The following is a 13,211-nucleotide window of genomic DNA, read 5'->3' as shown; positions in this document are numbered from 1 at the left end:
GGCCCACGGAAGAAATGTTTCCTCACATCCCTGGGCTCGTGTGCCCCGGTATCCGGAACAACCGTCATCCCGCCCGTCCCTCTCCGCACCGGAATCGCGCCCGACCCCGGTGCCCACACGGCGGACGGGCCGCACCCCCAGGGGAGTGCGGCCCGTCCGTGCCGGTGTCCGTGTGCTAGGCGTGCTGGTGGCCCGTCACTTGGTGATCAGGCTGCGCAGCACGTACTGCAGGATGCCGCCGTTGCGGTAGTAGTCCGCCTCGCCGGGGGTGTCGATGCGCACGACCGCGTCGAACTCCTTGCCGGTGTCGGTGGTCACCTTGACGGTGGCGGGGGTGGCGCCGTCGTTCAGGGCGGTGATGCCGGTGAACGTGAAGGTCTCCTCGCCGGTCAGGCCGAGGGTCTCGGCGGTCTCGCCCTGCGGGAACTGAAGCGGCAGCACGCCCATGCCGATCAGGTTCGAGCGGTGGATGCGCTCGAAGGACTCGGCGATGACGACCCGCACGCCGAGCAGCGCGGTGCCCTTGGCGGCCCAGTCGCGCGACGAGCCGGAGCCGTACTCCTTGCCGGCCAGCACCACCAGCGGAACGTCCGCGGCCTGGTAGCTCTGCGCGGCGTCGTAGATGAAGGAGACGGGTCCGCCGTCCTGCGTGAAGTCGCGCGTGTAGCCGCCCTCGGTGCCGGGGGCGATCTGGTTGCGCAGCCGGATGTTGGCGAAGGTGCCGCGGATCATGACCTCGTGGTTGCCGCGGCGCGAGCCGTAGCTGTTGAAGTCACGGGTGGCGACGCCGTGCTCGGTGAGGTACTTGCCCGCCGGGGTGTCGGCCTTGATGGCGCCGGCCGGGGAGATGTGGTCGGTGGTGACCGAGTCGCCCAGCTTGGCCAGCACCCGGGCGCCCGAGATGTCCGTGACCGGGGACGGCTCCATGGCCATGCCCTCGAAGTACGGGGGCTTGCGGACGTAGGTGGACTCGGCGTCCCACTCGAAGGTGTTGCCGGTCGGGATCGGCAGCGCCTGCCACTGGGCGTCGCCGGCGAAGACGTCGGCGTAGGACTTGTTGAACATGTCCTCGCCGATGGCGCCGGCCACCACGTCGTTGACCTCGGCCTCGGTCGGCCAGATGTCGGACAGGTAGACCGGCTTGCCGTCCGGGTCGGTGCCCAGCGGGTCCTTGGTGATGTTGACCTTCATCGAGCCGGCCAGGGCGTAGGCCACCACCAGCGGCGGGGACGCCAGGTAGTTCATCTTGACGTCGGGGTTGATGCGGCCCTCGAAGTTGCGGTTGCCGGAGAGCACCGACGTCACGGCGAGGTCGTGGTCGTTGACCGCCTTGGAGACCTCCTCGGGCAGCGGGCCCGAGTTGCCGATGCAGGTGGTGCAGCCGTAGCCGACCAGGTTGAAGCCGACCTTGTCGAGGTACGGGGTCAGGCCCGCCTTCTCGAAGTAGTCGGTGACGACCTTCGAGCCGGGGGCGAGGGTGGTCTTCACCCACGGCTTGCGGGTCAGGCCACGCTCGACGGCCTTCTTGGCGACGAGGGCGGCGGCCACCATCACGTACGGGTTGGAGGTGTTGGTGCAGGAGGTGATCGCGGCGACGGTGACGGCGCCGTGGTCCAGCTCGTAGGTGGTGCCGTCGGGGGCGGTCACCGGGGTCGGGCGGGTCGGCACGCCGTTGGTGGTGGCGGGCGCGTCGGATGCCGGGAAGGACTCCTTGCCGGCTTCCTCGTCATTGGCGACGTAGTTCTTCACGTCCTGCGCGAACTGCTGCGCGGCGGTGGCCAGCACGATCCGGTCCTGCGGGCGCTTCGGGCCGGCGATGGACGGCACGACGGTGGCCAGGTCCAGCTCCAGCTTCTCGGAGAAGTCCGGCTCGGCGGCCGGGTCCAGCCAGAGGCCCTGCTCCTTGGCGTAGCTCTCGACCAGGGCGACCTGCTGGTCGCTGCGGCCGGTCAGCCGCAGGTAGTTCAGCGTCTCGTCGTCGATTGGGAAGATCGCGGCGGTGGAGCCGAACTCCGGGGACATGTTGCCGATGGTGGCGCGGTTGGCCAGCGACGTGGCGGCCACGCCCTCGCCGTAGAACTCGACGAACTTGCCGACCACACCGTGCTTGCGGAGCATCTCGGTGATGGTCAGCACCAGGTCGGTGGCGGTCGTGCCGGGCTTGAGCTCACCGGTGAGCTTGAAGCCGACGACCCGCGGGATCAGCATCGACACCGGCTGGCCGAGCATCGCGGCCTCGGCCTCGATGCCGCCGACGCCCCAGCCGAGCACGCCGAGGCCGTTGACCATGGTGGTGTGCGAGTCGGTGCCGACCAGGGTGTCCGGGTAGGCCTGGCCGTTCCTGACCATGACGGTACGGGCCAGGTGCTCGATGTTGACCTGGTGCACGATGCCGGTGCCGGGCGGGACGACCTTGAACTCGTCGAACGCGGTCTGGCCCCAGCGCAGGAACTGGTAGCGCTCACGGTTGCGCCCGTACTCCAGCTCCACGTTCTGCGCGAAGGAGTCCGGCGTGCCGAACTTGTCGGCGATCACGGAGTGGTCGATGACCAGCTCGGCCGGCGCCAGCGGATTGATCTTTGCGGGGTCGCCACCCAGCTCCTTGACGGCCTCACGCATGGTGGCCAGGTCCACGACACAGGGCACACCGGTGAAGTCCTGCATGATCACGCGGGCCGGCGTGAACTGGATCTCCTGGCTGGGCTGCGCCTGCGAGTCCCAGGTGCCGAGCGCCCGGATGTGGTCCGCGGTGATGTTCGCGCCATCCTCGCAGCGGAGCAGGTTCTCCAGCAGCACCTTGAGGCTGTAGGGCAAGCGCGCGGAGCCCTCCACCTTGTCCAGCCTGAAGATCTCGTACGACTCGTCGCCCACGCGCAGCGTGCTGCGGGCGTCGAAGCTGTTCGCCGACACGACAGTCTCCTTCGTGTATTACGTGTACGCGCATGCCTGCGGCCGTCGCACCGTACAGGTGCGACCGCCACCGCGCGGTGCCGTCACGGCTCCCCCGCCCCTCCGGTACCCGAAACGGCGGCCGGTGCGCCCGGCAGATATCTCGATGTCGAGATAACTCTAGTACATGGGGCCGGGGCGGGCATGTCCGGAGGGGCGGGGAGGGCCGCGCAGGCGGGCCCCGAGTGACCTGTGGGGCGTAGGGAGCCCCGCGTTTCGCCCGCAGTGGTGCCGGGCACGTCCACGGGCCCGTCCTGGTCCCGTCCGGTGTGCGCGGGTCAGCTCAGCCGGATGTCCAAGGGAGGCGTCGGCTCATCGGGCTGCCAGGAGATCCGCTTGCCGTCGTAGGTGAAGGTGCCCTGCGGGGTGAAGTGGAGCGTGCCGGAGCGGAACGCGTCGGGGACCAGGAACCGGACGCCGAGGGACCCGGGGTCCACGGTGCCGGCCGCGGTGCCGCCGGTCGGCTTGCCCGAGGTGGCGGCGAAGCCCCGTCCGGTCACCGTCGTGCCCTTGAAGGTGAGCGAGAAACTGCGCCCGGCGTCGAGGTCGGCGCCGAAGGTCTTGGCCGCACCGCTGACGTCCGTCGACGCGCCGTACAGGCTGCCCTCCAGGTACAGCCACGCCTTGCCCTTCGGCGCCCAGCCGCCGTCCGGGACGTAGGGCTGGAGGGTGTATCCCTTGCAGTCGGCCTCCAGCTGCTGGGCGTCCCGGTTCGTCTGGTGGGTGCTGCGCAGGTTGCAGTCGCCGCCGTGCCGCAACGGGTAGTAGCCCGCAGGCGCGTCCGGATCCCGCTTGCCGGTGATCAGGTCGATGGACTGGGTGCGCCCGGCGTCCTCGACCGACAGGACGGGATGGGCGCCGGTGGGCACGCTCATCACGAGCGTCGCCCCGGAAGCCCCCGTGAGCCCGCCCAGACCGCCCGGGATCGCCCGGCCCGCACCGTCCCCCACCCGCACGGTGGCCTTGACCTTCTCGGCCGTCGCGTTGGCCTCCGCGTACTCGGGCAGGGCGGGTTTGCGCCGGGGCTCGACACCGTGCAGGAACAGGAGACGGTGCCCCGGCGCCGCCTTCATGGTCGCGAAGTCCTCCGGGTGGTTCCAGTCGGGGTCGTAGAACTTGAAGGCATGGTCGCGATCCAGTGACGTCGCGGTGGCCACCTCGTCGAAGCGGATCGCGTAGTGCGGGCCGACGAGTTCGGCCGAGCCGCCGGGGTACTTCCTGGTGCCGGGATAGTCGAAGCTGCCGGCCGGTTCCGTGGTGCGGTAGTCGGCGGGGAGCACCTTGACCGTGCCGGTCGCCTCGGGGTCGGCGTCGTCCGTGCCGGTCGAACACGACACGACGACGGCACCGCACACGGCCAGCAGTCCGGCCCTGACCGCCGCGCGCCGCCGCCCCCACCTCGCAAGGGTGCGCCTTTCCAGTGTCCCCACGTGTCCCTCCCCTGGGATGCCCCCGCCCCCCACTGGAGCCGGCAGCACACGGACCCTAGGGGGTGTCGCGGTTCCGGACACCAGGGTTTTTCCTCTGGCGGAAACCGGCCGGCCCCGCCCGCCGCGTGCCGCCCGCACACCAGCGCCCGGCAGGACGACTGAACCGCCGGCCCCGCGGGCAACGGATAAGGGCAGGAGCACCACCCGGTCGGTTCCACCTCGGTTGCGCGCGGGAGCTTTTCGACGGACTGTCGAAGGACGTACGGTGCGCGCGACCCGGGCATGTTCCGGCCGTGCCCGCACCCCCGTCACCCCCACACCACCTTCCAACCCCCCACGCCAACCCTCTCCCCCCATCCCCCTTTCGCTGTGCCGGCCCGCCCCGCCAGCGCACCCCTCAATGCGCGTCATCTCATATCTGAGATACCCTGCGCTTATGTCACATGACTACCTCGTACGCATCGGCAAGCTCATCCGCGATGCACGTCAGCATCGTGGCTGGACGCAAACGCATCTTGCCGAGGCACTCGGCACCAGCCAGAGCGCCGTGAACCGTATCGAGCGCGGGAACCAAAACATCAGCCTTGAGATGATCGCGCGGATCGGAGAAGCTCTGGACAGCGAGATCGTCTCCCTAGGCTGTGCAGGTCCGATGCACCTGCGCGTCGTCGGCGGCCGCCGCCTCTCCGGCGCCATCGACGTCAAGACGAGCAAGAACGCCTGCGTGGCGCTGCTCTGCGCGAGCCTGCTCAACAAGGGCCGGACCGTACTGCGCAGGGTGGCCCGTATCGAAGAGGTCTACCGGCTCCTGGAGGTGCTGAACTCGATCGGGGTCCGCACCCGTTGGGTCAACGACGGCGTCGATCTGGAGATCGTGCCGACCGCCCGGCTCGACATGGACGCGATCGACGCCGAGGCCGCGCGGCGCACCCGCTCGATCATCATGTTCCTGGGGCCGCTGCTGCACCGCATGGACCACTTCAAGCTGCCGTACGCCGGCGGCTGCGACCTCGGCACCCGTACCGTCGAGCCGCACATGATCGCGCTGCGCCGCTTCGGGCTCGACATCACGGCGACCGAGGGGCTCTACCACGCGGTCGTGCAGCGCGACGTCACGCCGGGGCGCCCCATCGTGCTGACCGAGCGCGGCGACACCGTCACCGAGAACGCGCTGCTGGCCGCCGCCCGGCACGACGGCGTCACCGTGATCCGCAACGCCTCGTCCAACTACATGGTCCAGGACCTGTGCTTCTTCCTGGAGGCCCTGGGCGTGAAGGTGGAGGGCATCGGCACCACCACGCTCACCGTGCACGGCGTGCCCACCATCGACGTGGACGTGGACTACTCGCCCTCCGAGGACCCGGTCGAGGCGATGAGCCTGGTGGCCGCCGCGGTGGTCACCGAGTCCGAGCTGACGGTGCGCCGGGTGCCGATCGAGTTCCTGGAGATCGAGCTGGCGGTCCTGGAGGAGATGGGTCTTGACCACGACCGGGGCGCGGAGTACGTGGCCGACAACGGCCGCACCCGGCTGGTGGACCTCACCGTCCGGCCCTCCAAGCTCCAGGCGCCGATAGACAAGATCCACCCGATGCCGTTCCCCGGCCTGAACATCGACAACGTCCCGTTCTTCGCGGCCATCGCGGCATCCGCGCAGGGCAAGACGCTGATCCACGACTGGGTCTACGACAATCGCGCGATCTATCTGACCGACCTCAACCGCCTCGGCGGCCGGCTCCAGCTGCTCGACCCGCACCGGGTGCTGGTCGAGGGCCCGACCCGGTGGCGCGCCGCCGAGATGATGTGCCCACCGGCGCTGCGGCCGGCGGTCGTCGTCCTGCTCGCGATGATGGCCGCCGACGGTACCTCGGTCCTGCGGAACGTCTACGTGATCAACCGCGGGTACGAGGACTTGGCGGAGCGCCTGAACTCGGTGGGCGCCCAGATCGAGACGTTCCGGGACATCTGACCGGCACAGCGTGACCGGCACATCCGCTGCCCCCTCCGCCCGACCGGCCTGCGTGCCGGTCGGGCGGAGTGCGTGGGTGCCGAGCCGTGTGGTGTGCGGAGGGCGGGGCGCGCGGATGTGGGCGCGCGAGGGGCGCGGAGGGGTGCGCGCGGGGTCAGCTGGTGGGTGCGGGAGCGGCCGGTGGCGCCGTGGTGGCGTCGGCCGGCGGGCCGCTGCGGACCGCGAGGTCGAAGTCGGCGGACGCCTTGGCCAGCAGACCGACCATGGCTTCGGCTGCGCGGTCGGCGTCGCCGTCCCGGATCGCGTCGAGCACGGCGCGATGGCTGGGGACGGGGTCGCCGGTGTGCGCGTGCGTGGTGTGCACGATGCTGTCGCGCGCCTGTAGGGCGGGCTCCATCAGCTGGTGCAGGGCGGTGAGCATCTCGTTGCCCGAGGCGGCCAGCAGCCTGCGGTGGAACGCCGTGTCCGCGGTCACGGCCGCGTGGGCGTCGTCACCCGCCGCCGCCATGTCCTGAAGCGTGCTCTCCAGCACGGCGAGGTCGTCCTCCGAGCGGCGGAGGGCGGCGCACCGCACCGCCGCGGGCTCCACGATCGCGCGCACCTCCGCGAGGTCCCGCAGCAGTGACTCCCCCTGGCCGCCGGCCACCCGCCACCGTATGACGTCGGAGTCCAGCATGTTCCAGTCCGCGCGGCTCAGGACGAAGGTCCCCCGCTTCTGGCGCGCGGCGAGGAGTCCTTTGCTCGCCAGCACCTTCAACGCCTCACGGATCACCGTGAGGCTGACCTCCAGTTCCTCCCCCAAGGCGCGCGGATCAAGGGTCACGCCCTCGCGCACCGCACCCGAGACGATCCGGTAGCCGAGGCTCTCGACCACCTGCCCGTGCACGCCCCGGCCCGCGTACAACACCATCTGCGCCTCTTCCCTTCCGGCACGGCCACGACGTGGGCCGTGCCGCGCGGCAATTCTTATGACCAAGAAAAGATCATTGCAACGCGGCGGCGGATGCGCAGGGGGCGCCCGGACGCACGACCCCGCACACACTGCGCGAACCAGCCCGTCACGGCACCGCGCAAGACGGGCACGGTGCCGTGACGTGGCCTACCCAGCCCGTCCCTCGGCATCCCACGAGACCCGAGGGACGCAGGTCACGCGTACGGCTGGCAGCGGGACGGTGGTCACGCCCCCTACCTGATCGCCGACGAGAACACCTGCGTTCCGCTCCCCGAGCCGCTGACGTTCGTGGACGGCGCGTTCATCGCCTGCGGCATCGGGACCGTGTACGAGGCGCTGACCCGGATCGCCGTCAGCGGCGCCGACCGGCTGCTGGTCACCGGGCTCGGCCCGGTCGGCGCCGCGGCCGCGATGGTGGCGCGGGCGCTGGGCGTGTCGACCGTGTACGGCGCCGAGGTGGTGCCCCAGCGCATCGAATGGGCCCGTGGGCTCGGCCTCTTCGACGAGGTGCTGGACTCGCGCGACGCACCCCTGGAGACCGTCGAACGGCTCACCGGCGGCACCGGTGTCGAGACCGCCGTCGACTGCTCAGGGAACGCGGCGGCCCGTTCCCTGGCCCTCAAGGCGCTGCGGACACGCGGCAGGCTGGCGCTGGTCGGCGAAGGCGGCGACATGACGATCGACGTCTCCGACGACGTGCTCCACAAGCAGGCGCTGATCTCGGGCTCCTGGGTCACCTCCGTCCAGGGCATGACCCGGCTGGCCGAGCTGCTGGCCCGCCAGGAGATCCACCCGGAGCAGCTGGTCAGCGACCGTTTCCCGCAGTCCGAGGCCGATCGAGCCTACGAGGCGGCAGCGGGTCGGGCGGCGGGCAAGGTGTGCCTGGTCTTCGAGGACTGACGGCCACGTTCGAGGACTGAGGAGACCCCATATGACCAGCGGCGGCGTGCGCGCGCAGTCCTGTCGGGCCGGTGGCCCCACCGTCGTCGACCTCGCCAACGAGCGCCTCTCCCCGGTGCTCGCGCCGCAGCTCGGCGGCCGGATCCTGGCCGCGCGACTGGACGGAAGCGAGTTCCTGTACCGGTCCGACACGCTCCTGGCCGACGACTGCGCCGCGCTCGACCCGACGGCGGTCGGGGCGCACGACGGCGAACTGGGCGACTGGCGCAACTGGGGTGGTGACAAGACGTGGCCGGCGCCCCAGGGCTGGTCAGGCCCCGACGAGTGGGCGGGACCCGCGCCGGTGGCGGGCCGGACCACCATCGGGCCCTGATCCGGTCGGCGAAGGGCCCGCATCCGTAGGGCGACGGCCCCGCCTCCGTAAGGGGCGGGGCCCGCGGTGCTCTCGGCACCCGCCGTCAGGACGAGGTCTTGTAGACGCTCCAGCCACCGTCGACGGCGAGCGAGGTGCCGGTGACGAACGAGGCGTCCTCCGACAGCAGGAAGGCGATGGCACCGGCGACCTCCTCCGGCCGGCCGAGCCGGCCGGTCGCCGTCTGCTGCGCGCTCGCCTCGCGGTCACCCGCGTCGATGCCATCCCAGGAGCGGGTCAGGACGGGGCCGGGAAGGACGGCGTTGACCCGCACCCGAGGGGCGTACTCCACCGCCAACTGGCGGGTGAGGCCGGTCAGCCCGGCCTTGGCGGCGGCGTACGCGGGCCGTCCGGGCAGGCCGATGAGCGCGTGCACGGAGGAGACCAGCACCGCGCTTCCGGCGGTCGCGCGCAGATCGTCGAGGCAGGCGCGCACCCCCAGGAAGGAGCCGGTGAGGGACACCCCGAGCTGCCGGTCCCACTCCTGGCGATCGATGGCGTCCGCAGGCGCCACCCGCACCGTGTAGGCGTTGCTGACCAGCATGGCGACGGGGCCGAAGGTGCGGTGTGCCGCGGCAACCAGCTCGTCCCACGAGGTCTCGTCGGAGACGTCGCCGTACTGGAAGTGGGCCCGCCCCCCGACGCTCCGCACCTCGTCGGCCAGGCTTTCGCCGTGGTCCCGGTCGACGTCGGCGATCAGGACGCCCGCGCCTTCGGCGGCCAGCCGCCGCACGGTCGCCGCTCCGATACCGGAGGCGCCCCCGGTGACCAGGGCGCACCGGCCGTCGAATCGGGGTGCCGCGGCTGTCGGCGCGGCGGGGAGAGGTGTGCTCACGGGGGACTCCGGCGGATCACGGTGGCCTGAGGGACAGCCGATATTAAATATGAATTAATGGCGAGAGTTCAAAGGCGCGGGCTCCGCTGCGGCCAAGGTCACGTCCCCCCGGCGACCCGCCCACCGGTACCCCGCCCGGCCTCCACACCGATAACCTGCGGGCGTCGTCCGCCACATGCCGCACACGGGCATGCGTCGCCCCGAGAGACCGAGAACCCGAGAACCCCCGAGAGACCGAGAGACCGAGGTCCATGGAGATCTGGATCAACCCCGCCTGCTCCAAGTGCCGCTCCGCACTGTCCCTGCTGGACGCCGAGGGCGCCTCGTACACCGTGCGCCGTTACCTGGAGCAGCCGCCCACCGCGCAGGAACTGCGGGACGTCCTCGCCAGGCTCGGCCTGGAGCCCTGGGACATCACCCGCACCGGCGAGTCGGTGGCGGCCGAGCTGGGCCTGGCGGGCTGGGAGCGCGCACCGGAGACCCGCGACCGCTGGATCGAGGCCCTGGCCACCCACCCGGCGCTCATCCAACGGCCGATCATCACCGCGGACGACGGCACCACCGTGATCGGACGCTCCGAAGAAGCGGTCCGTTCGATCCTCCCCTGACGGCGCTCACCCCCGCTCGGCGCCCAGCGCGCGTGCAGGCCGGCCGCCGATCCTTCAGACGGACGCGTACGGGGCGGCGCTCGTCGAACCGTCGAGCACACGGGGTGCGCCGGGCGATCCGCGCCATCCGGGCGATCCGGGCGATCCGGGCAACAGGCGTACGCCCGCGCCCGATACCCCACCGTCGTCGTCCACGAATCCCGCACCAGCGGGCCGGCCGTCCCCGGTGATCCGCATCCTGGACGGGTCCAGCAGCACCCGCGTCCCGCCCGGCAGCGTTCGACCAGAGCGCCTGATGCGCGCCCGGAAGGGGAACCGGCGGTACACGTGAATGGCGGGCATACGCTGCTGCACCTCCAAGTGACCGTTGGTCAGCGCCTGGAGGAGTGCGGCGAGGAGGTCCTGGGCGTCGATGCCCGCCGGCGCCACCGCCGGCCGGGTGTGCGACGTCTCCGGCGGCATCGACGGCTCAGCGGGCTCCCGCCACGCGAGGTCCGGTGGATGCTCTTCCGGCCGCCCGCCTTCCAGCGCAAAAGGCCCGGCGGGCGCGTCGTCCGCGGATTCCGTCCCCGCCGGAAGTGCGAGTTTTCCGTTGCGGGCATGGATGCGATCGAACAGGCCGAGAATATCGGCCACATGGGACGGATCCTTGATCGATCCATCGTTGAGCATGGTCTTCGTGTCCAGCAGTTCGCGGTACATGGTCGCGTACGTGGCGCACAGTCTGATGGATTCGTCGCTGCGGTCCGCCAGGCCCATGAGATGCGGCGCGACGCAGGCCAGTGCGGCGAGACCGGCGAGGGCGGACAGCAGTACCTGTGCCGTGAGCTGCGACGATTCGGCGATGACCGGCCAGACCAGCAGGCCGGCGAGGAGGGCGAGCACCGCCGCGGCGACGGTGCACACGCGGGCTCGGCGCGCCAGGCGAGCGGCTTCCCTCGGCATTCTCTGCACCCAGTAGCCGGCGCTTTCGATGCTTTCCTCCAGTCGCCGCGACAGCGCCGCGTCAGCCGAGTTCCTCGACTGTCTGAAGAAAGTGGGCAACCGTGTCATGGCGCTCTCATCGTCGGCGGGCAGTGCATCCATGGTGGCCGCCCGGCCCATGCATTCCGACAGGGACGCGCAGATGACGCGCATATAATCTGCCGATTTCCCTGAATGGAGGAATGCGGCAGCGCTGAGCCGCCGCAAGGCCTCCATGTCGACCCCGCCCGGAGGCACCGCGAGTATCGTCCCCCTCGGACCACACCTTCGGACACCGGTCGCGGGGGTGGCGCGGTGCACGCGGCACGGCGCCACGCGAAGCGGCCGGCCGGGTCCGGAAGGCCGCCCCCTATGCCGGAACCCCGGCCCGATTGCGGCGGGCCGGGGTTCCATGAGCGGGAAGTGCCGCGGTCAGTACCTGTCGCCCTCGTGGTTGTCGACCACGCGGAAGCTGCCGACGACGCCGCCGGGGACGATCACGCCACCGATGACGGTGCCGGTGACGACGCCGTTGGCCGAGCTGTGCGGACCGACGGTGGCGATCGGGGCGCCGTTGTCGCAGGTGGCTCCGGTGAAGACCTCAACGGTCTTCTTGCTGTCATTACGCACGTTGAAGCTGGTAGACCCCAGACCGCTCACCACGGTGACGCAGCCACCCGGGTCGGCCGAGTAGGTCCGCTCGTTGAAGTGGATGAATCCCCTCTCCTTCTCCTCCTCGTGCCGTCCGCTGTCGCCCCCCATGGGAACCGCCACCGGAGCAGCCTCGGCGACCGGGGCTGCCTCCTTCGTGGTGGGAGCGGCCGAGGCATAGGTGATGCCGGTGGCAGCCAGAGCCGCCGCGCCGACAGCGGCTGCGGTCACGGCGACATAACGCTTGCTCATGTCACTTCTCCTTGTTGCAGAGACGCCGGCAGAGAACCGGCCTGTGACTGAACGTACTGACCCACCCACGGACTGTCATGTCGGGAATGTCGAACGTGTGGCACCCGCAGAGCCGACCGGGCCAACCCGCACCTCGCACGCCACGCCGGTCCGGCAGGAGACGCCCCTGGCAGGCCACGTGACACGCCGTCGGCCCGGCCGCGGCGTCGGGACACCCGGCCGGACGCACCAGGACGGCGTGACGGCGCCGGGCGCACGGCGCTTCCGCCCACGGCACCGCACCACCCGCGCAGCACCGCGCGCCGGGGCGCCCTTTCGCCGCGGCTCAGCCCCGCGGGAACGGGTTCAGCAACTCCTCCCCCGCCGCCCAGCGCCGCACCTGGGCCACGATCAGCCGCTCGGCGCGCGGCCGGAAAGCGGCGGAACCGCCGCCCACGTGGGGGGTGATGAAGACGCCGGGCGCCGTGTACAGCGGGTGCCCGGCCGGTAGCGGCTCGGGGTCGGTGACGTCGAGGGCCGCTCGCAACCGGCCGGTCGCCACCTCCGCGAGCAGGGCGTCCGTGTCGAGGGTGCGACCGCGGCCGACGTTGACGACGAGGGCGTCGTCCGGCAGCGCGGCCAGCTGCTTCGCGCCGAAGAGCCCGACGGTGGCGGCGTTCTCGGGCAGCACCAGCACCGCGACGTCGATGTCGGGCAGCAGCGCTGTGAGATCACTCACCGCGTACACCCCCTCGTCCGGCCGGGCACGGCTCGCCACCGGGACGACCTCGGCCTCGCAGGCCCGCAGCCGGGTCGCGAGCGCGGAGCCGATGGAGCCGTAACCGATCACGGCGACCCGGCTGTCGGCGAGCGAGCGGGTGCGGTGCGGTGCCCAGCGCCCCGCGGCCTGCTCGGCCGCCCAGTGCGGCAGCTCCCGTTGGGCGGCGAGGATCAGCCCGAGGGCGAGTTCGGCCGTCGAAGCGTCATGCAGACCACGGCCGTTGCACAACCGCACGCCCGCCGGCAGCAGCGGCTCCAGGCTCTCGACACCGGCGCTGAGCGACTGCACGGCACGCAGCGCAGGAAGCCGTTCCAGCAACCGCTCGGCGCCACCCACGCCGTAGGGCATCACCCACAGCCCGATCCGGTCCAGCACCTCCTGGTCCGGTTCGGAGTCCGGCGTCACAGCGTCCCAGACGTGCACGCCCAGGCCGTCCGGCCAGCTGCCGTGCCGCACCGCCAGGTCCGGCCAGGGAATCAGCACGTCGAGATTGGCTCTGGTCATCGGGCGCTCCTTCTCGTAACGTCACATCC

Annotated in this window: 11 protein-coding genes; 4 read left to right on the top strand and 7 right to left on the bottom strand. The window is 71.2% G+C overall.

Features of this window, described 5'->3' with window-relative positions:
• Positions 1 to 195: 195 nt before the first annotated feature.
• A complete protein-coding gene (acnA, locus tag NQO67_RS37910) occupies positions 196 to 2,910 on the bottom strand; it encodes an aconitate hydratase AcnA (RefSeq protein WP_255955034.1) in 2,715 nt (904 codons plus the stop codon).
• Between the two features lie 317 nt (positions 2,911 to 3,227).
• Positions 3,228 to 4,379, bottom strand: a complete 1,152-nt coding sequence (locus NQO67_RS37905; RefSeq protein WP_255955033.1) for a hypothetical protein — start codon at positions 4,377 to 4,379, stop codon at positions 3,228 to 3,230.
• A gap of 436 nt (positions 4,380 to 4,815) precedes the next feature.
• Here NQO67_RS37905 and NQO67_RS37900 point away from each other — a divergent pair, with 436 nt between their 5' ends.
• Complete coding sequence (locus tag NQO67_RS37900; RefSeq protein WP_255955032.1) at positions 4,816 to 6,345, top strand: helix-turn-helix domain-containing protein; 1,530 nt, start codon at positions 4,816 to 4,818, stop codon at positions 6,343 to 6,345.
• A 154-nt stretch (positions 6,346 to 6,499) separates the two neighbouring features.
• Here the strand turns inward: NQO67_RS37900 and NQO67_RS37895 are convergent, their stop codons facing one another.
• On the bottom strand, positions 6,500 to 7,255 hold the full coding sequence (locus NQO67_RS37895) for a FadR/GntR family transcriptional regulator (protein WP_255955031.1): 756 nt from the start codon (positions 7,253 to 7,255) through the stop codon (positions 6,500 to 6,502).
• Positions 7,256 to 7,585: 330 nt separating this feature from the next.
• On the opposite strand from NQO67_RS37895, the gene NQO67_RS37890 reads away from it, so the two are divergent.
• Both NQO67_RS37890 and NQO67_RS37885 read left to right on the top strand, forming a co-directional pair.
• On the top strand, positions 7,586 to 8,197 hold the full coding sequence (locus NQO67_RS37890) for a zinc-binding dehydrogenase (RefSeq protein ID WP_255955030.1): 612 nt from the start codon (positions 7,586 to 7,588) through the stop codon (positions 8,195 to 8,197).
• A 31-nt stretch (positions 8,198 to 8,228) separates the two neighbouring features.
• Positions 8,229 to 8,570 (top strand): hypothetical protein, encoded by a 342-nt coding sequence (locus NQO67_RS37885; protein ID WP_255955028.1) that lies wholly within the window; start codon positions 8,229 to 8,231, stop codon positions 8,568 to 8,570.
• Between the two features lie 85 nt (positions 8,571 to 8,655).
• On the opposite strand, the gene NQO67_RS37880 is transcribed toward NQO67_RS37885, so the two are convergent.
• Positions 8,656 to 9,444: an SDR family NAD(P)-dependent oxidoreductase gene (locus NQO67_RS37880; protein ID WP_255955027.1), complete on the bottom strand. Its 789-nt coding sequence runs from the start codon at positions 9,442 to 9,444 to the stop codon at positions 8,656 to 8,658.
• A gap of 251 nt (positions 9,445 to 9,695) precedes the next feature.
• Here NQO67_RS37880 and NQO67_RS37875 point away from each other — a divergent pair, with 251 nt between their 5' ends.
• Positions 9,696 to 10,052: an arsenate reductase family protein gene (locus tag NQO67_RS37875; RefSeq protein ID WP_255955026.1), complete on the top strand. Its 357-nt coding sequence runs from the start codon at positions 9,696 to 9,698 to the stop codon at positions 10,050 to 10,052.
• Positions 10,053 to 10,106: 54 nt separating this feature from the next.
• On the opposite strand, the gene NQO67_RS37870 is transcribed toward NQO67_RS37875, so the two are convergent.
• The 3 genes from NQO67_RS37870 to NQO67_RS37860 all read right to left on the bottom strand — a co-directional run bounded on the left by NQO67_RS37870 (position 10,107) and on the right by NQO67_RS37860 (position 13,182).
• Complete coding sequence (locus NQO67_RS37870) at positions 10,107 to 11,189, bottom strand: hypothetical protein (RefSeq protein ID WP_255955025.1); 1,083 nt, start codon at positions 11,187 to 11,189, stop codon at positions 10,107 to 10,109.
• A 258-nt stretch (positions 11,190 to 11,447) separates the two neighbouring features.
• Positions 11,448 to 11,918 carry a hypothetical protein gene (locus NQO67_RS37865; protein ID WP_255955024.1) on the bottom strand — a complete coding sequence of 157 codons (471 nt, stop codon included), beginning with the start codon at positions 11,916 to 11,918 and terminating at the stop codon, positions 11,448 to 11,450.
• A 325-nt stretch (positions 11,919 to 12,243) separates the two neighbouring features.
• A complete protein-coding gene (locus NQO67_RS37860; protein ID WP_255955023.1) occupies positions 12,244 to 13,182 on the bottom strand; it encodes a 2-hydroxyacid dehydrogenase in 939 nt (312 codons plus the stop codon).
• Positions 13,183 to 13,211 lie beyond the last annotated feature (29 nt).

The organism is Streptomyces odontomachi (assembly GCF_024435355.1).
GTDB classification, from domain to species: domain Bacteria; phylum Actinomycetota; class Actinomycetes; order Streptomycetales; family Streptomycetaceae; genus Streptomyces; species Streptomyces odontomachi.
The sequence above is the reverse complement of the archived record's forward strand: the minus strand, read 5'-3'. Positions and strand labels throughout refer to the sequence as shown.